The sequence below is a fragment of the Mesorhizobium sp. L103C131B0 genome, assembly GCF_000502275.1.
GTDB lineage: Bacteria > Pseudomonadota > Alphaproteobacteria > Rhizobiales > Rhizobiaceae > Mesorhizobium.
The window spans coordinates 768,688-791,362 of record NZ_AYXC01000002.1; the positions used below are offsets into that span (position 1 = coordinate 768,688).

At 64.1% G+C, this 22,675-nt stretch carries 22 protein-coding genes; 10 read left to right on the plus strand and 12 right to left on the minus strand.

What is annotated here, in order from left to right:
- Positions 1-23 precede the first annotated feature (23 nt).
- The gene (locus tag X730_RS157610) at positions 24-1,556 is read left to right on the plus strand and encodes a YifB family Mg chelatase-like AAA ATPase (protein ID WP_023825821.1); all 1,533 of its coding nucleotides are present in this window, start codon (positions 24-26) and stop codon (positions 1,554-1,556) included.
- A gap of 84 nt (positions 1,557-1,640) precedes the next feature.
- Here the strand turns inward: X730_RS157610 and X730_RS157605 are convergent, their stop codons facing one another.
- The 3 genes from X730_RS157605 to X730_RS157595 all read right to left on the minus strand — a co-directional run bounded on the left by X730_RS157605 (position 1,641) and on the right by X730_RS157595 (position 6,786).
- Positions 1,641-2,276: an outer membrane protein gene (locus X730_RS157605; RefSeq protein WP_023825822.1), complete on the minus strand. Its 636-nt coding sequence runs from the start codon at positions 2,274-2,276 to the stop codon at positions 1,641-1,643.
- A 186-nt stretch (positions 2,277-2,462) separates the two neighbouring features.
- The gene (locus tag X730_RS157600) at positions 2,463-4,631 is read right to left on the minus strand and encodes a malate synthase G (protein ID WP_023825823.1); all 2,169 of its coding nucleotides are present in this window, start codon (positions 4,629-4,631) and stop codon (positions 2,463-2,465) included.
- Between the two features lie 133 nt (positions 4,632-4,764).
- Positions 4,765-6,786: a hydantoinase/oxoprolinase family protein gene (locus tag X730_RS157595; protein ID WP_023825824.1), complete on the minus strand. Its 2,022-nt coding sequence runs from the start codon at positions 6,784-6,786 to the stop codon at positions 4,765-4,767.
- 195 nt (positions 6,787-6,981) lie between these two features.
- Here X730_RS157595 and X730_RS157590 point away from each other — a divergent pair, with 195 nt between their 5' ends.
- The 3 genes from X730_RS157590 to X730_RS157580 are packed head-to-tail and all read left to right on the plus strand — an operon-like array spanning position 6,982 to position 8,965.
- Positions 6,982-7,959, plus strand: a complete 978-nt coding sequence (locus tag X730_RS157590) for a threonine/serine dehydratase (protein ID WP_023825825.1) — start codon at positions 6,982-6,984, stop codon at positions 7,957-7,959.
- Between the two features lie 8 nt (positions 7,960-7,967).
- Positions 7,968-8,348: a nuclear transport factor 2 family protein gene (locus X730_RS157585; protein ID WP_023825826.1), complete on the plus strand. Its 381-nt coding sequence runs from the start codon at positions 7,968-7,970 to the stop codon at positions 8,346-8,348.
- Positions 8,349-8,365: 17 nt separating this feature from the next.
- Entirely contained in the window at positions 8,366-8,965 is a 600-nt protein-coding gene (locus X730_RS157580) for a DNA-3-methyladenine glycosylase (protein ID WP_023748245.1), read from the plus strand.
- Positions 8,966-8,969: 4 nt separating this feature from the next.
- Here X730_RS157580 and X730_RS157575 read toward each other — a convergent pair whose 3' ends face one another.
- Genes X730_RS157575 through X730_RS157560 form a run of 4 tightly spaced genes read right to left on the minus strand, consistent with a single transcriptional unit; the run spans position 8,970 to position 12,671 of the window.
- Positions 8,970-10,106 (minus strand): ABC transporter permease, encoded by a 1,137-nt coding sequence (locus X730_RS157575; protein ID WP_023696062.1) that lies wholly within the window; start codon positions 10,104-10,106, stop codon positions 8,970-8,972.
- Positions 10,103-11,023, minus strand: a complete 921-nt coding sequence (locus X730_RS157570) for an ABC transporter ATP-binding protein (protein ID WP_023825827.1) — start codon at positions 11,021-11,023, stop codon at positions 10,103-10,105. The genes X730_RS157575 and X730_RS157570 overlap by 4 nt, the downstream gene beginning before the upstream one ends.
- Positions 11,020-11,970: an HlyD family efflux transporter periplasmic adaptor subunit gene (locus X730_RS157565; protein WP_023825828.1), complete on the minus strand. Its 951-nt coding sequence runs from the start codon at positions 11,968-11,970 to the stop codon at positions 11,020-11,022. The genes X730_RS157570 and X730_RS157565 overlap by 4 nt, the downstream gene beginning before the upstream one ends.
- Positions 11,967-12,671 (minus strand): CerR family C-terminal domain-containing protein, encoded by a 705-nt coding sequence (locus tag X730_RS157560; protein WP_023681279.1) that lies wholly within the window; start codon positions 12,669-12,671, stop codon positions 11,967-11,969. Before X730_RS157560 ends, X730_RS157565 begins: the two co-directional genes overlap by 4 nt.
- Before the next feature lie 92 nt (positions 12,672-12,763).
- Here X730_RS157560 and X730_RS157555 point away from each other — a divergent pair, with 92 nt between their 5' ends.
- The 3 genes from X730_RS157555 (at position 12,764) to X730_RS157545 (ending at position 15,128) form a co-directional block, all read left to right on the plus strand.
- The gene (locus tag X730_RS157555) at positions 12,764-13,261 is read left to right on the plus strand and encodes a CYTH domain-containing protein (protein WP_023739820.1); all 498 of its coding nucleotides are present in this window, start codon (positions 12,764-12,766) and stop codon (positions 13,259-13,261) included.
- Positions 13,262-13,347: 86 nt separating this feature from the next.
- On the plus strand, positions 13,348-14,286 hold the full coding sequence (locus X730_RS157550) for a CHAD domain-containing protein (RefSeq protein WP_023825829.1): 939 nt from the start codon (positions 13,348-13,350) through the stop codon (positions 14,284-14,286).
- Between the two features lie 41 nt (positions 14,287-14,327).
- Positions 14,328-15,128, plus strand: a complete 801-nt coding sequence (locus X730_RS157545; protein ID WP_023755335.1) for a hypothetical protein — start codon at positions 14,328-14,330, stop codon at positions 15,126-15,128.
- 7 nt (positions 15,129-15,135) lie between these two features.
- Here X730_RS157545 and X730_RS157540 read toward each other — a convergent pair whose 3' ends face one another.
- Positions 15,136-15,726 (minus strand): TetR/AcrR family transcriptional regulator, encoded by a 591-nt coding sequence (locus tag X730_RS157540; RefSeq protein ID WP_023755334.1) that lies wholly within the window; start codon positions 15,724-15,726, stop codon positions 15,136-15,138.
- A 122-nt stretch (positions 15,727-15,848) separates the two neighbouring features.
- On the opposite strand from X730_RS157540, the gene X730_RS157535 reads away from it, so the two are divergent.
- Positions 15,849-16,676 carry an oxidoreductase gene (locus X730_RS157535; protein ID WP_023673282.1) on the plus strand — a complete coding sequence of 276 codons (828 nt, stop codon included), beginning with the start codon at positions 15,849-15,851 and terminating at the stop codon, positions 16,674-16,676.
- A 64-nt stretch (positions 16,677-16,740) separates the two neighbouring features.
- Positions 16,741-17,037 (plus strand): YciI family protein, encoded by a 297-nt coding sequence (locus X730_RS157530; RefSeq protein ID WP_023703852.1) that lies wholly within the window; start codon positions 16,741-16,743, stop codon positions 17,035-17,037.
- A gap of 142 nt (positions 17,038-17,179) precedes the next feature.
- On the opposite strand, the gene X730_RS157525 is transcribed toward X730_RS157530, so the two are convergent.
- Positions 17,180-18,556, minus strand: coding sequence for an adenylate/guanylate cyclase domain-containing protein (locus X730_RS157525; RefSeq protein ID WP_023755333.1), 1,377 nt, complete (start codon positions 18,554-18,556; stop codon positions 17,180-17,182).
- Between the two features lie 116 nt (positions 18,557-18,672).
- Positions 18,673-19,473, minus strand: coding sequence for a helix-turn-helix transcriptional regulator (locus X730_RS157520; RefSeq protein WP_023739823.1), 801 nt, complete (start codon positions 19,471-19,473; stop codon positions 18,673-18,675).
- 115 nt (positions 19,474-19,588) lie between these two features.
- Between X730_RS157520 and X730_RS157515 the strand changes: the two genes are divergently transcribed.
- Positions 19,589-20,446 (plus strand): ATP/GTP-binding protein, encoded by an 858-nt coding sequence (locus X730_RS157515; protein WP_023755332.1) that lies wholly within the window; start codon positions 19,589-19,591, stop codon positions 20,444-20,446.
- A gap of 18 nt (positions 20,447-20,464) precedes the next feature.
- Here the strand turns inward: X730_RS157515 and X730_RS157510 are convergent, their stop codons facing one another.
- Both X730_RS157510 and X730_RS157505 read right to left on the minus strand, forming a co-directional pair.
- Positions 20,465-22,186: a SulP family inorganic anion transporter gene (locus tag X730_RS157510; RefSeq protein WP_023825830.1), complete on the minus strand. Its 1,722-nt coding sequence runs from the start codon at positions 22,184-22,186 to the stop codon at positions 20,465-20,467.
- A gap of 79 nt (positions 22,187-22,265) precedes the next feature.
- Positions 22,266-22,535 (minus strand): helix-turn-helix transcriptional regulator, encoded by a 270-nt coding sequence (locus tag X730_RS157505; protein WP_023825831.1) that lies wholly within the window; start codon positions 22,533-22,535, stop codon positions 22,266-22,268.
- Positions 22,536-22,675: the final 140 nt, after the last annotated feature.

Sequence of the window (22,675 nt, forward strand, 5' to 3'; positions counted from 1 at the left end):
CCGATATCCGGGGGCAGAGCAAGATGGTGGCGCGGGTTCGCACGGTTGCTTTCCAGGGCATCGAGGCCGTACCGGTCGATGTCCAGGTGATGATCGCGCCGGGCAAGGTCGGCATGCAGATCGTCGGGCTGGCCGACAAGGCGGTGGCCGAAAGCCGCGAGCGCGTGCAGGCGGCACTGCATGCGTCGGGGCTGTCGATGCCGTCGAAGAAGGTGACGGTCAACCTGGCGCCTGCCGATCTTCCCAAGGAAGGGAGCCATTACGACCTGCCGATCGCGCTCGGCCTGATGGCTGCACTCGGCGCCATTCCGGGCGACATGCTGGCCTCCTATGTCGTGCTCGGAGAATTGTCGCTCGACGGCACCATTGCCGCGGTCGCCGGCGCGCTGCCGGCGGCGATCGGCGCCAATGCCGAGGGAAAGGGCCTGATCTGCCCGTTCGGCTGCGGGCCGGAAGCGGCCTGGGCGGGCAAGGATTTCGACATATTGGCGCCGCGCAGCCTGATTGCCATCGCCAATCATTTTCGCGGCACGCAGGTGCTGTCGCGGCCCGAGCCCGGCATCCATGTCTCGGCCCGCGACCTGCCCGACCTCTGCGACATCAAGGGCCAGGAAAGCGCCAAGCGGGCGCTGGAAGTGGCGGCGGCCGGCGGCCACAATCTGTTGATGGTCGGGCCTCCCGGCTCGGGAAAATCGATGCTGGCGCAGAGGCTGCCTTCAATTCTGCCACCACTGGCGCCCAAGGAACTTCTTGAAGTCTCGATGATCGCCTCGGTGGCCGGCGAGCTCGGCGAAGGCAAGCTCACCGACCGGCGGCCGTTCCGCGCCCCGCACCATTCGGCTTCGATGGCGGCAATGGTCGGCGGCGGCATCAGGGCGCGGCCGGGCGAAGTATCGCTTGCCCATAACGGCGTCCTGTTCCTGGACGAGTTTCCCGAATTCACGCCGCAGACCTTGGATGCGCTGCGCCAGCCGCTGGAGACCGGCGACTGCATGATCGCGCGCGCCAACCACCGCGTCACCTATCCAGCGCGCATCCAGCTGGTAGCGGCGATGAACCCGTGCCGTTGCGGCATGGCCGGCGAGCCCGGCTATCGCTGCCTGCGCGGCGAACGCTGCCGCACCGACTACCAGGCGCGCATCTCAGGCCCGCTGCTCGACCGCATCGACCTCAGGATCGAGGTACCGGCTGTCTCGGCCGCCGACCTGATCCGGCCCGACCGGGCGGAGAAGAGCGCGGCGGTCGCCCAGCGCGTGGCGCGCGCCCGCACCATCCAGCGCGAGCGGTTCGAGCGGCTGGGCGTCACCAGCGCCACCACCAACGCCCATTGCTCGCCTTCTGTCATCGAGGACATCGCCGCGCCGGACGCAGCCGGCCTGTCGCTGCTGAAAGACGCCAGCGAGAAACTCGGCTTTTCTGCGCGCGCCTATCACCGCGTGCTTAAAGTGGCGCGCACACTGGCCGACCTCGACGCCAGCGAGGCCGTCGGCCGCATCCACCTGGCCGAGGCGATTTCCTACCGCATGATGTCGGAGCGGGTAGCGCAGGCGGCGTGACGAAGCCTAGCCTGCTTTGTCGGGATGGCTAGCTGTCCGCCCGGACCGATATCAAGAACCGATGATGTCTGGCTTTGCTAAAAGTCAGAACTTGTAGGCGAAGGCTGCGCGAACGACGCTGAAATTCGTCTTCACGTTGTAAGGATCGACGGGATCGAACCCGAAATCCTTCTTGCCGAGGTCGACGTATAGATATTCCGCGCGAACGGTCCAATTGTTGTTGAAAGCATATTCCGCACCGCCGCCGACCGCATATCCGGTCTGAAGCTTGGTTTCGGTTTCGTTGAAGACATGTTCGTCGATCTTGACATTGCCTACGGCAAGGCCAGCGGTGACATAGGGCAGAAACTGATCGAATGCGTAGCCGACGCGACCCCGGATCGTCCCGTAGGCATCCAGACTTGCACGCGCAAAAAGACCGCCGTCGTCGAATTCCTGCTTGAAGCCCAGATAATTTATGTCGCCTTCGATACCGAAAACCCACGGGCCGGATTGATAGTTGGCACCGACCAGGACACCGCCGGTGAAGTCGCTGATGTCGGCCGATCCAGTGATGCCTATGAAGTTGCCGTCGATATTGCCAAAGGCGCCACCCGCATTCGCGCCGATGTAAAAGCCGGTCCATGAATAGGTGGAGGCTACCGGTTCAACGAAATCCGCTGCATTGGCCCCGGTCACAGTCATGCCCGCAACCAGCAAAATTCCTGCAAAAAGCCGCATGGATGTCCCCCGACCCGACCATCAATTGATCAATGTCTTAGCAATACACCCAAATCCTTGCGAAACCTGTGTCAAAACAGTCACGCTGCAGGCTAAATTAGTGATTGCAGGCAATGGAGGCAGCGTCTTCCCACGAGTGCGGTCGCGAAGCTGGGCAGCCTCAGCCGACGCCTTTCCGCCGCAGGATCAGGCCCGCTCTTTCGCCTTCAGCTCCAGCCGCCGTGCGTGCAGCACCGGTTCCGTATAGCCATTCGGCTGTTCGCGGCCTCTAAACACCAGGTCGCAGGCGGCGTGGAAGGCGATGGAATTGTCGAAATCGGTGGCCATCGGGCGGTAGAGCGGGTCGCCGACATTTTGGAGGTCGACGATCGCTGCCATGCGCCGCAGCGAATCCATCACCTGAATTTCGGAGCAAACCTTGTGGTGCAGCCAGTTGGCGATGTGCTGGGAGGAGATGCGCAGCGTGGCGCGGTCTTCCATCAGGCCGACATCGTTGATGTCGGGCACTTTCGAGCAGCCGACGCCCTGGTCGATCCAGCGCACGACATAGCCCAGAATGCCTTGCGCATTGTTGTCGAGCTCGCGCTGGATCTCGTCGGGGGTCCAGTTCGGCCGCACCGCCACCGGCACCGACAATATATCATCGAGCTTCGCCTTCGGCCGGCTCTTCAGCGCCGCTTGGACGGCGTGGACATCGACCTTGTGATAGTGCGTGGCGTGCAGCGTCGCCGCTGTCGGCGACGGCACCCAGGCGGTGTTGGCGCCGGCCTTGGGATGGGCGATCTTCTGTTCCAGCATCGCCGCCATCAGATCCGGCATCGCCCACATGCCCTTGCCGATCTGGGCATGACCGGCGAGCCCGCATTCGAGCCCGATGTCGACATTCCACGCCTCATAGGCGGAGATCCAGGCGGCCTGCTTCATGTCGCCCTTGCGGATCATCGGCCCGGCTTCCATCGAGGTGTGGATCTCGTCGCCGGTGCGGTCGAGGAAGCCGGTGTTGATGAACACGACGCGCTCCTTCGCCGCGCGGATCGCTTCCTTGAGGTTGACGGTGGTGCGCCGCTCCTCGTCCATGATGCCCATCTTGATAGTGTTTTTGGCCATGCCGAGCAGCGCCTCGACGCGGTCGAAAATCTCGACTGCGAAGGCGACTTCCTCCGGCCCATGCATCTTCGGCTTCACCACATACATCGAGCCCGCGCGGGAATTCATCCGACGCCCGTTGGCGCCGACATCGTGCAGCGCGATTAGCGCCGTCATCGCCGCATCCAAGATGCCTTCCGGCACCTCGTTGCCATCGCGGTCGAGGATGGCCGGATTGGTCATGAGGTGACCGACGTTTCGCACCAGCATCAGCGAGCGGCCAGGCAAGCTCAGCGCGCCACCACTGGGCGCGGTCCAGGCGCGGTCCGGATTGAGCTTGCGCGTGAAGGTTTTGCCGCCCTTGCTGATTTCCTCCGCCAGATCGCCCTTCATCAGGCCGAGCCAGTTGCGGTAGACGATGACCTTGTCCTCGGCATCCACCGCCGCGACCGAATCCTCGCAGTCCTGGATGGTGGTCAGCGCCGATTCCAGGATCACGTCGGCAATGCCGGCCGGGTCGGTGCGGCCGATCTGGTTGGTGCGGTCGATGAGGATCTCGATGTGCAGGCCGTTCTGGACCAGCAGGATGGCTTCCGGGTTGGCGCCGTCGCCGCGATAGCCGGCAAATTGTTTCGGGTTGGCCAGCGTGGTGCCGCCGGCGCCGGCGCCGAGCCGCAAGGTGCCACCCGAAACCGTCAGCCCGTTCACGCCGGCCCATTTGCCCGAGGTGAGCGGCACGGACTCGTCCAGAAAACTCTTCGCCCAGGCAACCACCTTGGCGCCGCGCACGGGGTTGAAGCTTTTACCCTTCTCGGCGCCACCGGTCTCGGCAATGGCGTCGGTGCCGTAGAGCGCATCGTAGAGCGAGCCCCAGCGGGCATTGGCGGCGTTGATCGCATAACGCGCATTCATCACCGGCACCACCAGCTGCGGCCCGGCAACGGTGGCGATCTCGGGGTCGACATTGTCGGTCGACACGGAGAAGGCCAGCCCTTCGGGCACGAGATAGCCGATCTCACGCAAGAAGGTTTTGTAGGCCTCCATATCGATGGGCGCGCCATTGGCGCGGTACCAGGCGTCGATCTGTTCCTGCATGGCGTCGCGTTTGGCCAACAGCGCCCGGTTCTTCGGCGCGAGATCATGGACGATGGACGAAAAGCCGTTCCAGAAGGCGTCGGCGGCAATACCGGTACCCGGCAGCGCTTCGCCGACAAAGTCATGCAGTTCGCGGGCAATCCGCAATCCGGCGATCTCGACGCGATCGGTCATCAGGGCTTCTCCAGATGAAAGGCTTTGCGGCCTTTGGCATGTCAGGGGTGAAGGGTCAATTCAGCTTAGGGTGAAGGCGGGGATTTTGAAGCTGCTGATCTCCCCCCAAGGGGCCCCAAGGGGGGAGATTACCCTAAACCGCGATCCTCGGCCGACCCGATGCAACCGCCACCACATGCGCTTCGATAAACATCCGTTGGGCCTCAACCGTAGACACCTTGAACTCGGTCGAAACGTCGATCTCGGCATTATCCGTGCCGGCATCCTTCGCGCGCGCGGCTACGATCGCCCGCACATCAGCCTCCGCTGCCGCGATCGCCTTGGCCTCGTCGGTGAAGTCGCGCACCGTTTGCCCCGACGCCAAACGAAACAAACCTTCCTTGGGCTGGCTGACGCGGGCTTCGGCGGAGACGCGGACCTGGCCGACGACGGCGCCGAGCGCGTTGGCGACATCCGTATCCTCCGGCACCACGCACTCATTACCGACCAGCTCGGCCAAGCCGGCATAGTGCAGCGGCGCCGAGGCGCCGAGGCCAATGACCGGACGATCGAGCGCGACGCTGAGCCTTGCGATGCCGGGATGGGAATCGACGGCGCGCTGCACCAGCGCATGCGCGACGGTGGCGGCGCCATCCAGCCCATCCTCGGCAAAGGCTGTCTCCAGAATGTATTCGGCCGACCAGCGCGTGAGCGTCAGCAGCACGCGTTCGGAAATCACCTCCGGAGACGGCGCGATGTACTGGCCTCGCCCATCACGCTTGCGGGCAAACAGTTCGGCCCCGAGCCGGGCAGCAGTGGGATCCCAATTGGCCTGCTTGCCCAGCACATGGGCGGCATCCGAGGGCGTGAAGCCCGAGATATGCACCAGCCCGCGCGACACCAGCCGGTTTAGCGTCGCGTTCTGGGCGTTCGAGGTCAGCAGCCTATCGATGGCGAGCGGCACAGCGCCGATCTGCTCGTAGAGCTTTGCCTCGGGCGCGGTCAGGCCGGCGGCGAGCCGGTCCGGCACGCCGGTGCGCAGCGCGAAGCGGCCATCCATGCGGCCGGGGTTTGGCGCCCTGAGCTGGCGCTCGAGCTCCGATGTCACTGAAGCACCATGCATCATGCCGGCCAGCGCCAGCGGCACCAGGCGGCGCGGCCCGAGCAGGATTTTCGGGTTGAGCGCGCCATCTTCCAGTGCCACCTCGGAATCGCCGCCGAGGCCGAAAGTGCGCATGGCGACCGCCTCGACCATGGTGCGGAAGCCGCCGACGGTGGCGCCTTCGGGATCGAGCCGAGGACGGCCGCCGTCGAGCACGGCGACATCGGTGGTGGTGCCGCCAATGTCGGACACCATGGCGTTGTCCAGGCCCGTCATGTGGCGGGCGCCGACCAGGCTGGCGGCCGGGCCGGAGAGGATGGTCTCGATCGGCCGCTGGCGGGCAAACGCCGCCGAAACCAGCGCGCCATCGCCGCGCACCACCATCAGGGGCGCTGCGATGTTGCGGGCTTCCAAAAATCCTTCGGTTGCCGCCACCAGCCGGTCGATCATCGAGATCAGCCTGGCGTTGAGCAAGGTGGTGAGCGCGCGGCGCGGGCCGCCGAGCTTGGCCGACAATTCGTGGCTGGCGGTCACCGGCAGGCCGGTCTTTTCGCGGATGAGGTCGCGCGCGGCGAGTTCATGCGCCGGGTTGCGGGTGGCGAAATAGGCGCACACGGCAAAGCCCGACACCGAGGCGCCGAGTTCAGGGAGTGCTGCTTCCAGCCCCGACAGATCGAGCTTGGCCGCATTGCCGTGCACGTCATGGCCGCCCGGACAAAACACCACCGGATCGGTGCCGAGCGCCGTCTTCAGCCCGTCGCGCGCAAGGTCGGCCCCGGTAAAGCCGATCATGATGAGCGCCACACGCCCACCCTGGCCCTCGACCAGCGCATTGGTGGCGAGCGTCGTCGACATCGACACGAGTTTGATCGCGGCCGGATCGGTGGCCGATTTTCCCAGCACCGCATCGACCGCGCCGGAAATGCCGACGGCAAGATCGTGCCGCGTGGTCAGCGCCTTGGCCTTGGCCAGCACCTTGCCTTTTGGCCCGCCTTGTTCCGACCACAGCACGGCATCGGTATAGGTGCCACCGGTGTCGATACCGAGGAACAGGGGTTTTGGCTTGGCGGTCATGTCTGGCGGTCCGGGATTCTGCTCCCCCGCCCTTAGCCGATACGGCCCGGCTGATAAAGGCGGGAGGGGTGGGCCAGTTTGACCCTCGTCGCCGCTCATGCCCGCCAAACTTTGTAACGGTCACATTTTTTCATTGGTGCGTGGCCTGCCTTTGCGTGCACCATGCGCCGATCTCATCCCTTTCAGGACTTCGCCATGACCACGCTTCCCGGCATCGCCGACATCCATGCCGCCGCCGCGCGGCTCTCCGGCCTGATCGCCGAAACGACCTTGATCGAATCGCTGGAACTCAACAAACGCTTCGGCGGCCGCATCCTGTTCAAGCCGGAGACGCTGCAGCGCACCGGCTCGTTCAAGTTCCGCGGCGCCTACAACAAACTGTCTTCGCTGAGCGAAGAAGAGCGCAGCCGCGGCGTCGTCGCCTTCTCCTCAGGCAACCATGCTCAGGGCGTCGCCGCGGCGGCTGCCATGTTCGGCGTCAAGGCGGTCATTGCCATGCCGGCCGACGCGCCGGCGATGAAGATCGCCAATGTCCGCAAGATGGGCGCCGAAGTGGTGCCGTTCGACCGCTTTCGCGACGACCGAATGACGGTGGTGCGACCCTACATGGACAAGGGCATGGTGCTGGTGCCTCCTTTCGACGATCCGGCCATCATCGCCGGCCAGGGCACGATCGGTCTCGAACTGATGCGCCAGGCAAAAGCGCTCGGCGTCAGCCTCGACGCGGTCGTCATTCCCTGTGGAGGCGGCGGCCTGACGAGCGGCATTTCGATCGCCGTCAAGGATGCCTCGCCGGCCACGGCAATCTGGGCGGTTGAGCCCGAGCATTTCGACGACACCCGCCGCTCGCTGATCGAGGGAAAAAGGGTTTCCAACGAGCCCGGCCACAGTTCGATCTGCGATGCCATCCTCACCGCAGAGCCCGGTGCCATCACCTTCGAGATCAACCGCAAGAACCTCGCCGGCGCCATCGCCGTCTCCGACAAGGCGGCCGCACAGGCGGTGCGCGACGCCATGGCCCATCTCAAGCTGGTGGTCGAACCCGGCGGCTGCGTGGCGCTGGCGGCGCTCTCGTCAGGCGAGATCGAACTGTCGGGCAAATGCGTCGCCGTCGTGCTGTCAGGCGGCAATGTCGATTTCACCACCTATGCCGAGATCATGGCCGCGGGCTGAGAACCGATATGGCAGACGCTGAGATAAGGGCGGCTCTCGATCGCCATTGGGCTGCCTCCAATGCCAATGATCTCGATACGGAGCATCAGATCTATCGCGAGGACGCGGTGCTTGACTATCCGCAATCAGGCGAGCGCATCAGCGGACGGCACAACATCCAGTCGTCGCGCGCCACGCAGCCCAACCGGAAGCGCTTTGCCGTGCGGCGGATCACCGGGTCAGGCGACCTCTGGATCACCGAATATGTCCTGACCTATGACGGGATTCCGTCCTATACGGTGAGCATCATGGAGTTCGTCGATGGCAAGGTGGTTCGCGAAACCCAGTATTTCGGCGATCCGTTCGAGCCGGGGCAGTCGCGCGCGCAATGGGTCGAACGGATACCTTGAAACACGGTGGCGGTAGCATGACCGGCCACCATCCGCTCGATCGTGCCGAACTGCCTGATGATACGGCCGATCTCGCCCGCTATCTCATCGGCAAGCTCGTGGTGCGGGAGCTGCCGGAAGGCATCGTCAGCGGCCGTATCGTCGAGACCGAGGCCTATGTCACCGGCGACGCCGCCGGGCACGGCTATCGCGGCATGACGCCGCGCAACCGTTCGCTGTTCCTCGGGCCCGGACACGCCTACGTCTACCTCGCCTATGGGGTCTCCTGGATGCTCAATGTCTCGAGCGAGGGGCCGGGCACCGGCACCGGCGTGCTGATCCGGGCGCTGGAGCCGCTCGAAGGCATCGCCATCATGCGGCTGAACCGGGGCGTGGAGCGCCTGCGCGACCTGGCGCGCGGGCCGGGGCGGCTCGCCCAGGCATTGCGGATCGACCGTTCGCTGGACGGCCTCGATCTGTGCCGCCAAGGCCCGCTATGGCTGGCAGCCGACGAGCATCAGGCCAGCGACATCGGCCAAGGCATCCGCATCGGCATCACGAAGGATGCGGACCGCCCGCTGCGGTTCTATGTCAGGGGCAGCCCGTTCGTCAGCGGTCCGCGATCGCTCAATTCCTGAACGCTCAGTCGAGCGTGCGCCTGAACCGCACCAATGCGACGCCGGCAAACAAGGCCACGAACCCGACCAGCCAGGCGATCTCGCCCGCAACCGCCGGCAGTTCAGCGCCCTTCAGCATCACCGCGCGGGTGATGCGCAGAAAATGCGTCAGCGGGAAAATCTCGCCGAAGGTCTGCGCCCAGCCCGGCATGCCGCGATAGGGGAACATGAAGCCGGACAGCAGGATCGACGGCAGGAAGAAGAAGAAGGTCAGCTGCAGCGCCTGCATCTGCGTGCGGGCGATGGTCGAGATGGTGTAGCCAAGCAGCACCAGCGCCAGCACGAACACCAATACGGCGGTAAGCAGCAGCGACATCGAGCCGGTGAAAGGAATGGCGAACAGAAGCTTCGACGCCGCCAGCACCACCACCACCTGGACGCCGCCGACCACCAGATAGGGCAGCACCTTGCCCAGCATGATCTCGAACGGGCTGGACGGCATGGCGAGCAGGTTTTCCATAGTGCCGCGCTCGGTCTCCCGGGTCAGCGCGATCGAGGTCATCATCACCAGGGTCATCTGCAGGATGACGCCGAGCAGGCCGGGCACGATGTTGTATTGCGAGATGCCTTCCGGATTGTAGCGCTGGTGCACCACCACATCGAGCTGGCCCCTGGCGGCCTCACTCGCCGCCTCCTGCATGCCTTGCGCCCGAAGCAGCGCCTGGCTGGCCACTTTGCTTAGCGTCGAGATGGCGCCGCTGGCGGCGGCCGGGTCGGTTGCGTCGGCCTCGATCAGGATCTGCGGATTGTCGCCGCGCTCCACCCGGCGGCCGAAATCGGCCGGGATGGTGACGACGAAGGCGACATCGCCGCGCGCCATCAGGAATTCGGCATCCTCGGCACTTTGCGCGACATGGTCGAAGCGGTAGTAGCCGGTCGTCTGCAGGGCCGCGACAATGGCGCGGGTGTAGGGGTCGTTGCTGGTCGCCACCAGTGCGGCAGGCAGGCTTTTGGGATCGTTGTTGATGGCGTAGCCGAACAGCACCAGCTGCAAAAGAGGCACGCCCAGCATCATGGCGAAGGTGATGCGGTCGCGCCGCATCTGGATGAATTCCTTGATCAGCAGCGCACCTAGCCTGGCGAAGGAGAAGACGCTGTTCATGCCATATTGTCCTTCGAGCCGGACATGAACTGGATGAAGACGTCCTCGAGGCTGGTCTCGCCGGGTTTTACGCTGACACCCTTGTGCCCCTTCTCGACATCGGCGAGCGCCTTTTCGAGCTTTGCCTTGTCGGAGCCGACGACATGCAGCGTCGCGCCGAACGGCGCCACCTGGTCGACGCCGGGCCGGTCCCTGAGTGCATCGGCGACCTGGTCGAGGCGCGGTCCCTGCAGCACGAAGGTGGTCAGACCGGCATTCGTCACCACCTCGTCCACCGTGCCGGTGGCCAGCATCTTGCCGTAGGAGATGTAGCTGATGCGGTGGCAGCGCTCGGCCTCGTCCATGTAATGGGTGGAGACCAGCACGGTCAGACCGCCGCTCGCCAGCCGGTGGATCTCGTCCCAGAATTCGCGCCGCGCCTTCGGATCGACGCCGGCGGTCGGCTCGTCGAGCAGCAGCAGCTTCGGCTTGTGCATGATGCAGGCGGCCAGTGCCAGCCGCTGCTTCCAGCCGCCCGACAGCGTGCCGGCGAGCTGGTTGCGGCGGCTCGTCAGGCCAAGCTCTTCCAGCGTTTTCGACACATGCTCCTCGACCGGCTTCAGCCGGTAGAGCCGCGCCACGAATTCGAGATTCTCGCCGATCGTCAAATCCTCGTAGAACGAGAATTTCTGCGTCATGTAGCCGACTTCGCGCTTGATGCGGAGCGACTCGGTGCGGATGTTGAAACCCAGCACCGTACCTTCGCCCTCGTCGGGCGTCAGCAGGCCGCACATGATGCGGATGGTCGTCGTCTTGCCGGACCCGTTGGGCCCGAGAAAGCCGACGATCTCGCCCTCGGCCACCGTCATCGTCACATGGTCGACGACAGTCTTGTCGCCGAAACGCTTGACCAGGCCATGAACGTCGATGGCGTTCATTTTGAGGCCGCCAGCTCGACATCGACGATCTGTCCCGGCTGCAGCGCTTGCGCCTTGCCCTCAGGCCGCGCCTCGACGAGGTAGACCAGCTTCTGCCGGTTCTCGAGCGAGTAGATCACCGGCGGGGTGAATTCCGGGTCGGGCGAGACATAGCTGACGCGCGCCTTCACCTCCGGCCCGCAGCCGTCGCAATGGACGACAAGCAGCGTGCCGACCTTGATCGACGAGAACGCACTTTCCGGGACATAGACGCTGAGCTTCACCGCACCGTCCGGCAACATCGAAATGACAGGCGCGGTCGGACCAGCGGTGTCGCCGGGATTGCAGATGACGTCATTGATGCGGCCGGGCGAGGGTGCCGCCAGCACGCGCTTCGATAGCCGCCACTCAGCCTGTTCCAACGCCGACTGTGCCTGTTTGACCTGATTGTCTGCCGCCTTGATCGTTTCGGGACGCGCAGGCAGACCGCCGACGGCGAGGTTGGCCTGCGCCTGGCCGACCTGCGCATTGGCGGTCTCCAGCGTCGCGGCGGCGGTGTCGTAGTCGGCCTGCGTGCCGGCACCGCGCTTGAACAGGTCGGCGGCGCGGTCGTATTTGCGCTTGGCATCCGTGGCCTGGGCCTTGGCCATGTCGACCTCGGCCTTCAGCACCGCGATCTCCTCCGGTCGCTTGCCGATCTGCAGGTCGGCAAGCTGCGCCTGCGCCTGGGCGAGCGCGGCCTCTGCCTGGGCGACGGCGATTTTTGCGTCGGCGCTTTCGAGAGTCACCACCGGCGTGCCTGATACAACACGGTCGCCGCGCTTGACCGCGACGGTCTCGACCTGCGCCACTTCGATCGGCGCCAGCAAGACATAGTCGCCCTCGACATAGCCGACGGCAAGCGGCGCTGCCGGCGCGCAGGCGCCGAACAGCTGGGCCGCGAGCGGCAGGGAACAGAGAAAACTCATCGCTTGCCCTCCTTGCGGGCGACCGGATTTCGGGCCGCCAGTATGGCGCCAAGATTGCTTGTGACCGCCGCCACCACCTTGGCGGCTTCGGCGTTACCGATCTCGCGCCAGCCCATACGACGCATCACTGCTTCGCGGCCGATGCGGAAATAGATGACCTGGCCGATCAGCGTGAAGACCACGAGCTTGGTGGCCTCGCTTTCGGCCGGCTCGCCCGTCGCCTGTTCCCAGATCTGGCAGAGGCGGCGATGCGTCGGTTCGAACACCCCGTCATAGATGCGGTCGAGGGCGGCCGTCGGATGCGACAACTCTCTAAGTACGAATTGTACGATATCGCCCGCCTCCGGCCGGGCGACGATAAATCCTACCATCCGCTCCAATGCGGTCGAGAGCTGCGCCCGCGCCGTCTCTGAACTGGCTTGACCTTGCAGCTGCATGCCGCCGAGCGCCTGGCCAGCAACCGCCTGGATGGTCTCGACGATGTGGTCGGCGGCGGCCCCGCGGAGCCCTTCCTTGCCGCCGAAATGATAGGCGATGGAGCCGATGTTGGCCTTCGCCTCCGCCGCGATCTCGCGCGTCGAGGTGCCGTCGAAGCCCTGCCGCCCGAACAGTTTGAGCGCGGCCAGCACCAGTGCGGCGCGCGTCTGCTCGGCGGGCGATGTCTCCTGGCGGGGCATTTTGTCGGGCGCGGATTTGATCATGTCGGCCTCTTTAATCAATCGATTGATTAAAGTCAAATTGATTATCTACGGCCGCTTGCCATGTCGGGCCGCAGACGCTTTAGTGCGCGGCCATGGGCAAGGAAGTCGAACGCAAGTTCCTGGTCTCCACCGCCGAATGGCTAGAAATGGCCGAGGCGAATATACGCATTCGCCAGTTCTACCTTGCCGCAGCACCTGGCCGCACCGTGCGCGTGCGCATCAGCGACGGCAGTTCGGCGAAGCTGACGCTCAAATTCGGCAGCAAGATCCGCGAGCGTGACGAATACGAATATGAAATTCCACTGGCGGACGCAGAGGAGATGCTGGCCTTCGCCATCGGACATGTCATCGAGAAGACACGCCACCATGTTAGGCATCGCGGCTATCTCTACGAAGTCGATGTTTTCGGCGGGATCCTAGCCGGCCTTGTGGTGGCCGAACTGGAGACGCCGGAGGATGTACCTGACGAAATGCTGCCTGATTGGCTCGGCCGCGAAGTGACCGGCGAGCAGAGATTTTACAACGCGTCGCTCGCCCTAGAGCCGGATGATTTTAGGTCGGGTCGACCTAAAATCGGAATCCGGCTCTAAATCAAAAGAGATGGACCATGATGTCGTCCGAAAACCGCTTCACACTTTTCGGCATCATGCTCTAGGGGGATTCCGGAGATCGCCGCATGAGCTTTCGCATCGATCCGCGCCTGCCGCTGACCGGCGAGGTCAGGCGTATCCTTGGCGAGGAGATCGGCAAGGCGCTTGCCCATCTGGCCGTCGCGCGCGACCAGCCGGAGCAGGCATTGCACAAATGCCGCAAGCGGCTGAAGAGCGCGCGCGCCTTGCTGCGGCTGGTCCGTTCCGGAAATGAAACATTCTGTCCGACTGAGAACCAATGCTACCGTCAGGTGGCGGCGCTGCTTGCCGGGCCGCGCGAGGCGACCGCGCTGGTCGAGACCGTCGACCGGCTGGCAGCCGCCTTTCCCGAGCAGGTTGCCGGCGGCGGCCTCGACAGCGTGCGCGACCGGCTGATTGCCCGCCAGCATGAAATGCATGCCGGCGCCGGCCTCGACGCCGCCATAGGCGCGGCCACCGCCGCCTGCGAGGAAGGCCTGATCAGGATAGAGCGGCTGCTGCTCCCCGATCTGCCTGAGCATGCAGCCGATGTGCTTGCGGAAGGCGCTCGCAAGACCTTGCGCCGTGCCAGGAAGGCCCTGGACCGGGCGGGATCGCGCGGCGAAGGAGAGGATTTCCACGATCTGCGCAAGGCTGCCAAGACCCACTCGATGCATTTGTCGCTGCTCGGCCGGCTGTGGCCGACGCCGATCAAGGTGCGGCGCAAGGCAGTTGATGAACTTGGCGAAAAACTCGGCGAACTGCACGACGTCTTCGTCATGCGCGTGTTGCTCGAGGCCGACGGTGAGCCGCTCGGCGATGCGCAGGACACAAGGCTTCTTGGCAAGCTTTTGAAGCGCTCGGAAAAAAGCCTGAAGAAGAGCTGCCTTGCCGGAGCGGCCGAGTTGTTCGGCGACAGCCCCAAGCGCTCGACGAAGAAACTCGCGCGCAATGCGCGCGACGACCTCGCCGGCCCGGCATCGTCGGAAGAGGTCCCGGTCGGTTGATCATGGCCGAGGACGTCACCTCGTGCTAGTCACACTTTGCCATGACCGCGCCGCGCGACACGCTTCTCGACCGCCTTGGCCGCTGGCTTGCCGGCCGGCTGCAGGACGAATCCTCCGGCTATGAGCCCTACACGCCGTCCGACGCCGAGACGTTGCGGCGCACGCTCGAGCCCGGCGACATCCTGCTCATCGAAGGCAACCAGAAGATCTCGGCGGCAATCAAATACCTGACACAGTCGACCTGGTCGCATGCGGCTTTCTATATCGGCGATGCCTTGTCCGAGCCGGAGGACGGATCGGAACGGCGTCGGCTGATCGAAGTCACGCTCGGCGAAGGCTGTGTCGCCGTGCCGCTGTCGCGCTACCGCACCTACAATACCCGTATCTGCCGGGCGAGCGGGCTGACCCCGGAAGACCGCGACCATGTCGTCGCCTTCATGATCGGCAAGCTCGGCCTGAAATACGATCTCAAGAACATTTTCGACATGCTGCGCTTTTTCCTGCCGACGCCACCGGTGCCGGTGCGCTGGCGCCGCCGCATGCTGGCTTTCGGTTCCGGCGATCCGACCCGCGCCATCTGCTCGACGCTGATCGCCGAAGCCTATGGCGAGATCCGCTACCCGATCCTGCCCGAGATCACCCGCGCGCCCGGCCGCGCCTCGGCGCAGTCGAACTATTCGCGCCGCGAAATCCTGCACATCCGCCACCACTCGCTCTACACGCCGCGCGACTTCGACCTGTCACCCTTCTTCCGCATCGTGAAACCGACGCTGGAATTTGGGTTCGACTACCGGGCGGTGACCTGGGAAGATAGGGCCGCTGAGGCGAAGGCCGCCGAATAGCAACCATTCAAACCGGCGCCGATGGCGAGTGGCGCCCTATGAGATCATTCGAGACAGTGTCGATGATCTCAGCGGAAAGCGTCGGATCGGGCACGACGCGGGAGAGGATCACCGATCCGACCATTTCCGCTAGGAATGCGATCGCGGCACTCCGCTTCGCGGCCGGGTCGCTTCCCGGCAGGAGTGAAATGATCAACGCGACATAATTGCTGACGATGCTTCCGAAGAACGATCGAAGCGCTGGATCGTCGTGCCGGGCGGCATCGGCCGCCAGTGCGGTGAGGCTGCATCCGTGCCCCGGATTGTCGCGATGATGGTCCGAGATGTAGTGGCGCACGAGCGTCTCCAACGGAGTATCGGTCGAAGCGAGCCGGGCGGATAGATCGGCGCTCATGTCACTGAAGGCCCGCTGCATGGCCTGAACGATGAGGTCGTCCTTCGACTTGAATTGTCGGTAGAAGCCTCCGTGGGTAAGCCCGGCCGCGCTCATCAGATCGGCAATGCCGATCCCGTCGATCCCTTGTTCGCGGAAGAGCTTTGCAGCGGTATCGATGACCCGCTCTCGATTTAACTCGACCATCTCCTTGCTCACCTTCACGACCGCATCCTCTCCTATTGATGATGATCGACATATAAGACGTGGCGGAGGCGCTTGACAATGATTACGGCGGTCATTATCACCAATGATTACGATCATAATCATTAGGCAGGAAAGTTGAGATGACACAAGTTCAGTCGCGCGCCGAGAAGATCGCGCTGATCACCGGCGCTTCGGGTGGCATCGGGCATGCGGCCGGACTTGCGCTCATCCGGGCGGGGTATCGCGTGTTCGGCACCAGCCGCCGAGCTGCGCCCAACGAAGTGCGTCAGGGCATTCACATGGTCCCTTGCGACGTCACCGATGATGGGTCCGTCAGAGACGCCATCAAGCAAGTTGTCGCCCTCGCCGGCCGGATTGACGTACTGGTAAACAATGCGGGCCGCAGCCTGATCGGCGGCGCCGAGGAATCATCGGTCGCTCAAGCCCAAAGCCTGTTCGACATAAATGTCTTCGGCATCGTTCGCATGACCAATGAAGTGCTGCCCATCATGCGCAGACAGGGCGAGGGCCGGATCATCAACATCAGTTCGGTGTCCGGTTTCCTGCCGGGGCCATTCACCGCCCTCTACACCGCCACCAAACACGCAGTCGAAGGATATTCCGAGTCGCTCGATCACGAACTTCGAACGTTCGGCATCAGGGTTTCCCTTGTCGAGCCCGCCTTCACCCGCACCGGACTGGAAGAGAACGCCGAACAGCCTGACCGGATTTCCGGCGTCTACGAGCAGGGGCGCTCAGCCATGAATTCGACCTGGCGCAACAGAATCGCGAGCGGCGATCCGGTGGAAGCCGTGGCCGACAAAGTGGTACAGGCAGCCACCGAAAAGACGCCGAGCATGCGCTATACGCCTGGCAAAACGGCAGGCCGTCTTCGCTTCATGCGGCGCTTCGTGCCCGAAAACATGTTCGACAAGAGCTTCCGCAAGCAGATGGGCGTGGCCGATTGATCTAAAATCAAGGCATCGCCAGGCCAGTCCGGCAGGCGAGCCTCCTTTCGCCGAGGAGCGCCGAATGAAGTCCTATTTGTGCAAATATATTCCGCCGCGTTCCGACTTTCTGGCAACGATGACCACCGATGAGGAAGAGTGGATGAAGCAGCACGGAGCATTCCTGGATGACCTGCTTGAAAAGAGGCTTATCGTCGCGCACGGCCCCGTGATGGACCCGGCTGGCGGTTATGGGGTGTCGCTCTATCGGATTGCCGATGATCTGGACATAGAGGCGATCACCTCGGAGGACCCGATCGTGAAGAATGGCGCCGGGCACTACGAACACCATCCGATGCTGCATTTGAAAACGCACGGCTAACCATTTCGACCAAACCGCATCGATGCGGCAGCGAAAGTCGCTCTCGAACGGGCCAGCTTTGCGCACGCTGGCGGGCGCGATCCTGTCGAGGTTTCTGGCGTCCATCCTGCCGAGGTGCAGGCGTCTCACATGGCGGCCTGCATCACGCCGAAACCGCAATAGCGCCCTGGTTTTCGGCTCTGTGTTCGACCCAGACATGGACCGGTTCGTCCCGGCCGCGGATGCTAACCGGTCCATGATCGCGCGCATTCAGCTGTGTCCCGAGCGATTCCGCCTTCGCGGCCTCAATCAGTCGTGACCCAAAGCAAATATTCGCCTGAAGCTCCCGGCAGAGCGCCTGCAAACGGCTGGCGACGTTGACGGTGTCGCCCACCACCGCGAAGGACAGGTTGCGCTCGCTGCCGACCGCGCCGAGGACGACGGCGCCATATTGTGCACCGATCCGAACGTCCAGCGGCGGATATCCCCTGGACACACGCTGGACATTCCAGTCTTCGATAGCGGCGATCATCGCTTCAGCGCACCGGATGGCCCGGGTTGCGTCGTCATGGCTGGCTTGCGGTACCCCGAAGGTCGCCATGATGCAATCGCCGATATAGTTGTCGACGGTGCCATGGTGGTCGAAAACGACCTGCTCCATGCGACGGTGGAACTGACGCAGTAGTTCGAACACTGCTTCGGCCGGATGATCCTCGGAATAGTGTGTGAAGCCGACGATGTCGGCGAACAGCACCGCGATATCCTGCCGGCGGACCGGACCGAAGGGCTCGTCATCCGAGGCGAGCTGGTCGACGACATTGGGCGAAAAATGCCGGGCGAGATTGGCGCGGGCGCGCTCCGCCTTGACATAGTCTTCCGACAGATGCCGGGAACGGGAGACGACCAGCGCCATGATCGCGCCGATAATCAGGACAACCAACACATTGGTCGCCTGCGCGAACGTATCGACGAAATTGGGGTTGAGATAGAGATTCAGTCGCTCTGTCATCGGCAGCGAATAGAGGTTCGTTGCCGGAATGACGGTTCCCGCATGCAAAACCACCCATCCCACCCCGATCGTCCACGTCAAGGCCGCGAGCGCGCCGAGATAGAGCGCCAATCGCGTCGAAAGGGTCAGCGCGCCAAGGCATACGAAAATCAGCAGGAATTTGAAGCTGCCCTCGCGCAGTTGCATCGCAGCCGGCGCGACCTCGAGGGAAAACGGGTTGGGCGTTACCAGCAGAACGGTCAACAGAATGATGTCCAGCGTACCGACGAGGTAACCGATCCACCATGGCGCGTTGCGACGGCGCGCAAAGCGAAACTGGATCAGGCCGACGAGCTGGAACAGCGCTAGGCCCGCCAGCACGAAGAGCAGCGAGGCATCCCAGCGGCTGATCAAGGAAAAGAAGCAGGAGATCACGGCGAGCGATGCCGTGCGCGCCCAGAACTGCAATGCAGCACCCTGGCGTTCTGCGCGCTCCCGCAAATTTTTCAGGCGCGAATAGCGGCGAAGTTCAAGTGTTGGCGCGGTCGGCATAGGATCACTTCGATTTTGCGGGGACGGTCACGCATTCGGCAAACCCGCCCCGTACAGTCTGGCAAATCAGCGCGCGAACTCTATCATGGTTTCGTTTTTGAAACGCGGCTGGCGCGTCAAGCCGGCAACGGGCGGCGTCCCTTTGCCGGAGCGGTGGGCCGGTCGGACGCACCGGCATCCCTGGGGTGCGGGCCGATCGGCATGATCGCCGGAAACGGGGTTGCGCCAAAAGCAAATGTCCATTTGTAGCCGGTCAGCCCGTCTTCCGGCGTCGTGTGCTGGTCGTGATGGGCGAGCAGTTTGGCGCGCTCGGCCAGTTCCTCCGCCTCGCGCTTCACCATCTCCGCCGTCTCCGGCCGCATCCGCCTGGAGAAAGAGACGAAGGTCGCTTCCCGCTCCAGATGGGTGATCGCCCAGCCGATGAAATTCTTGTTTGTCATCTCGAATAGCGGCCTGAGCGGCCCCTCGAAATTCCACTGGATCGGTGTGTCGACCAGCAGCCGTGCCGACAACCCGCTGCCCAGCGCAATGAGGCCGAGCGCTTCGAGATCGCGCAGATAGAGGAACATCGACGCTTCGCTCAAGCCTTGCGAGCGCATGACGCCCTCGGGCGTAAATTTCTCCGACAGCATGACGAAGATGAACAGCAACGCCGGCCGGCCGGCAAGCTTGCGCTCGACCTCCGGCGCGATGCGGTTGACCGGTCCCGGCCCCCGGTTCATCGACCCCAGCACGTTTTCCAGCTCGACGCCGGCGGCAGCGCAGATCCCGACGAGACGGTCGAGCTTGCAGTTGCGCTCGTGGAAGATGCGCTTCACCGTCGGCTCGGAAACGCCCATCCGCCCGGCTAGCTCACGATAGGTGACGCCCTTGGCCTTCAGCGTCCGCTTCAGCGCCTCGAAGATCAGGCCGTTCATGGGATGCACCTCTTTTGCGCCATTTCGTATCGGCTTCCGATACTAGCTCGAATCGTCCTTCCGGAAAAGTATCGGAACTCCTAGCTCTCCGCCATCCATCACAGGAGACCTGGCCATGAAAACCCTCATCCCCTTTATTTGTCTCGCCGCCTTCGCTATCGCGCTCGTGCCTGCGGCCGAGGCCGCCGAACTCTGGCGCGCCTCGGGCTTCGAGCAACCGGAATCGGCGCTGTTCGATGCCGCCAACCACCGCATCATCGTCTCCAACATCGTCGGCAATCCCGGTGAAGCCGACGGCAACGGCTATCTCTCGGTGCTATCGCTGGACGGCAAGGTCGTTAGCCGGCACTGGACCGCCGGCATGGATGCACCGAAGGGCTCGGCGATCTCCGGCGGCAAGCTCTACGTCGCCGACATCACCAAGGTGCGCATCGTCGATCTCGCCAGCGGCAAGCTCATCTCGACGATCGATGTGCCCGGCGCCGTTTTCCTCAATGACGTGACATCGGACAGTTCGGGCAAGGTTTATGTCACCGACATGCTGGCCGATGCGATCTACCGCATTGACGGCGACAAGCCGGACCTGTTCGTGAAGGATGCGAAGCTCGCCGCACCCAACGGCATCTTTGCCGATCGCGATCGGCTGATCGTGGCGTCCTGGGGCAAGGGCATCAAGCCGGACTTCAGCACTGCCGCGCCCGGGGGCCTGCTGTCGGTCGATCTCGCGACGAAAGCCGTGACGCCGCTGCCTGGCGCACAAAACTTTGCCGACCTCGACGGCGTCGTCGCCATCGGCGACAGCATCTACGCCACCGCCTTCATGACCGGCACGCTCTATCGGTACAAAGTCGGCGAGGCGCCGGAGGCTGTAGAGCAGTTCAAGCCGGGCAGCGCCGATATCGGCACAGACGGCACGCGGATTTTCGTGCCGCTGATGAACGAGGGCGAGATCGTGGTGCTGAGCCTGGACTGACGGCGCACATTTGCCGGCTCAGCCAACGGGCGCGGCTTTGAGTTGCGCCCGCGCATCCTTGATCGAAGCGGCAAAGGTCACCAGCGGGCGCTTGACGCCGTGGTTGATCAGCATGCGCCGTGTCTGCGGCGAGGCACCGGCGATGATGAAACGCACTCCTGCGCGCTTCGCCTTGTGCGCCGCGCCCTCGATGACATTGGCCGCGGTGGAATCGAAGAACGGCACCGCCGAACAGTCGAGGATGAAGTTCTTGCGCTGGTCGGCGATGCGGTCGAGCACCGTGCCGACAGTCGAGGCGGCGCCGAAGAAGAAGGCGCCGGAGATGCGATAGACGACGGTGTCGGCGTCGCTTGCCTCGCTTGCATCGTAGGCGCGGCCGCTGCTGTCGGCGACATCGTCCTGCACCAGCGGCAAATCCGCCTCCACGGCGATCGACTTGGCCATGCGGTCGATGAACAGGATCGAGCCTAGCGCGAAACCGACGACGATGCCTTCGGTGAGGTCGCGGAAGACGACGATCAGGAAGGTTGCCATCAGCACCAGGGCGTCGCCGCGCGAAGCGCGCAGCAACGTGGCGAAGGCCTGCTTCTCGAACATGTTCCAGCAGACAACCGCCAGCACACCCGCAAGGGCGGCAAGCGGGATGTAGCTGGCCAGCGGTGCGGCCACCAGCATGAAGACCAGCAGAAAAAGCGAATGCAGCATGCCGGAAACCGGCCCATGCGCGCCGGCCCGCACATTGGTGGCGGTGCGGGCGATGGTGCCGGTGGTGCAGATGCCGCCGAACAGGGCAGACGCGATGTTGGCAAAGCCTTGCGCCACCAGTTCGCAATTGGAACGGTGACGCCGCCCGGTCATGCCATCGGCGACCACGGCCGAGAGCAGCGATTCGATGGCGCCGAGCAGCGCAAAAGCCACCGCATCCGGCAGCACCGCAAGCGCCTTGTCGAGGTTGAGTGCCGGCAGTGCCGGCAACGGCAGGCTGCGCGGAATGCCGCCATAGCGGGTGCCGATCGTTTCCGCCGGCAGCGAAAGCAGCGCCACGACAAGGGAGGCCAGTCCGACGGCGATCAGCATGCCCGGCCAGCCGGGCCGCCAGCGCTTCACCCCGACGATGGTGGCGATGGTCAGCGCCGCCACCAGCGTTGCCGAGATATTGAGCGTGCCGGCCGCGTGGCCGATCGCCATCAGCTTCGGCAGCAGCGGCCCGGGCTCCGGCCCGGCAAGCCTCAGCCCGAACAGTTCGACGATCTGGCCGGAGAAGATGATGACTGCGATGCCGGCGGTGAAGCCGACCGTCACCGGGTAAGGGATGAATTTGATATAGGTTCCGAGCCGGAGATAGCCGATGGCGAGCAGGAAGATGCCGGCCATCATCGTCGCCAGCAGCAGTCCGTCAACGCCTTCGCGCTGCACCGCCGCCGCCACCAGCACGATGAAGGCGCCGGCCGGGCCGCCGATCTGGAAGCGGCTGCCGCCGAGCGCCGAGACGATGAAGCCGCCGACAATGGCCGTGAACAGGCCGCGCTCCGGCGTCACGCCCGAAGCAATCGCAATCGCCATCGACAGCGGCAACGCGACAATAGTGACGGTCAGCCCGGCCATGAAGTCGGCCTTGAACTGCGGCAGGCGGTAACCTTCGCGCCAGACCGTCACCAGCTTGGGCGTGAACAGCTCTGAAAATGTCGGCTTTGCCGACTTCTGGGCCGGTTGATGCACTGCCCGCCGGATCTGATCCATGGACTGCCTTCCGCTTGCGTGAAGGCGGCGGGATCGTCGGCAGGACTGTCGGCGGTCGCCGTCGCGACTATATGCCGGCTCAGCCTTGCGGGTTCGGCGGCGCGACCGACTTGAGGCGCACGCCCCGGCCGCCGCGCTCGCTGGTCTGGTTCTCGCCGATGAGCTCCACCCCGGCCTCGTCGAGAGCCTGGATAACCTTCATCAGCGTATCGACCACACCCCTGACCACGCCGTCACTCGCTTCCATGCGCTGGATCGTCGGAAGCGAAACGCCGGCACGCTCGGCGAGCGTCTTCTGATCGATGCCGGCCAGCGCCCTCGCGGCGCGCATCTGGGCGGCAGTGATCATCGGTCGGAACCCCCGTCTGAGTCTGCGGAGACGACGTGTAATACAATCATAGTGATGTTTCAACCATCATAAAGCATACATGAAACATGATCTCTCCACAAAGCCGGATGGCGGGATACGGGATGAGCATGCTACGTTAA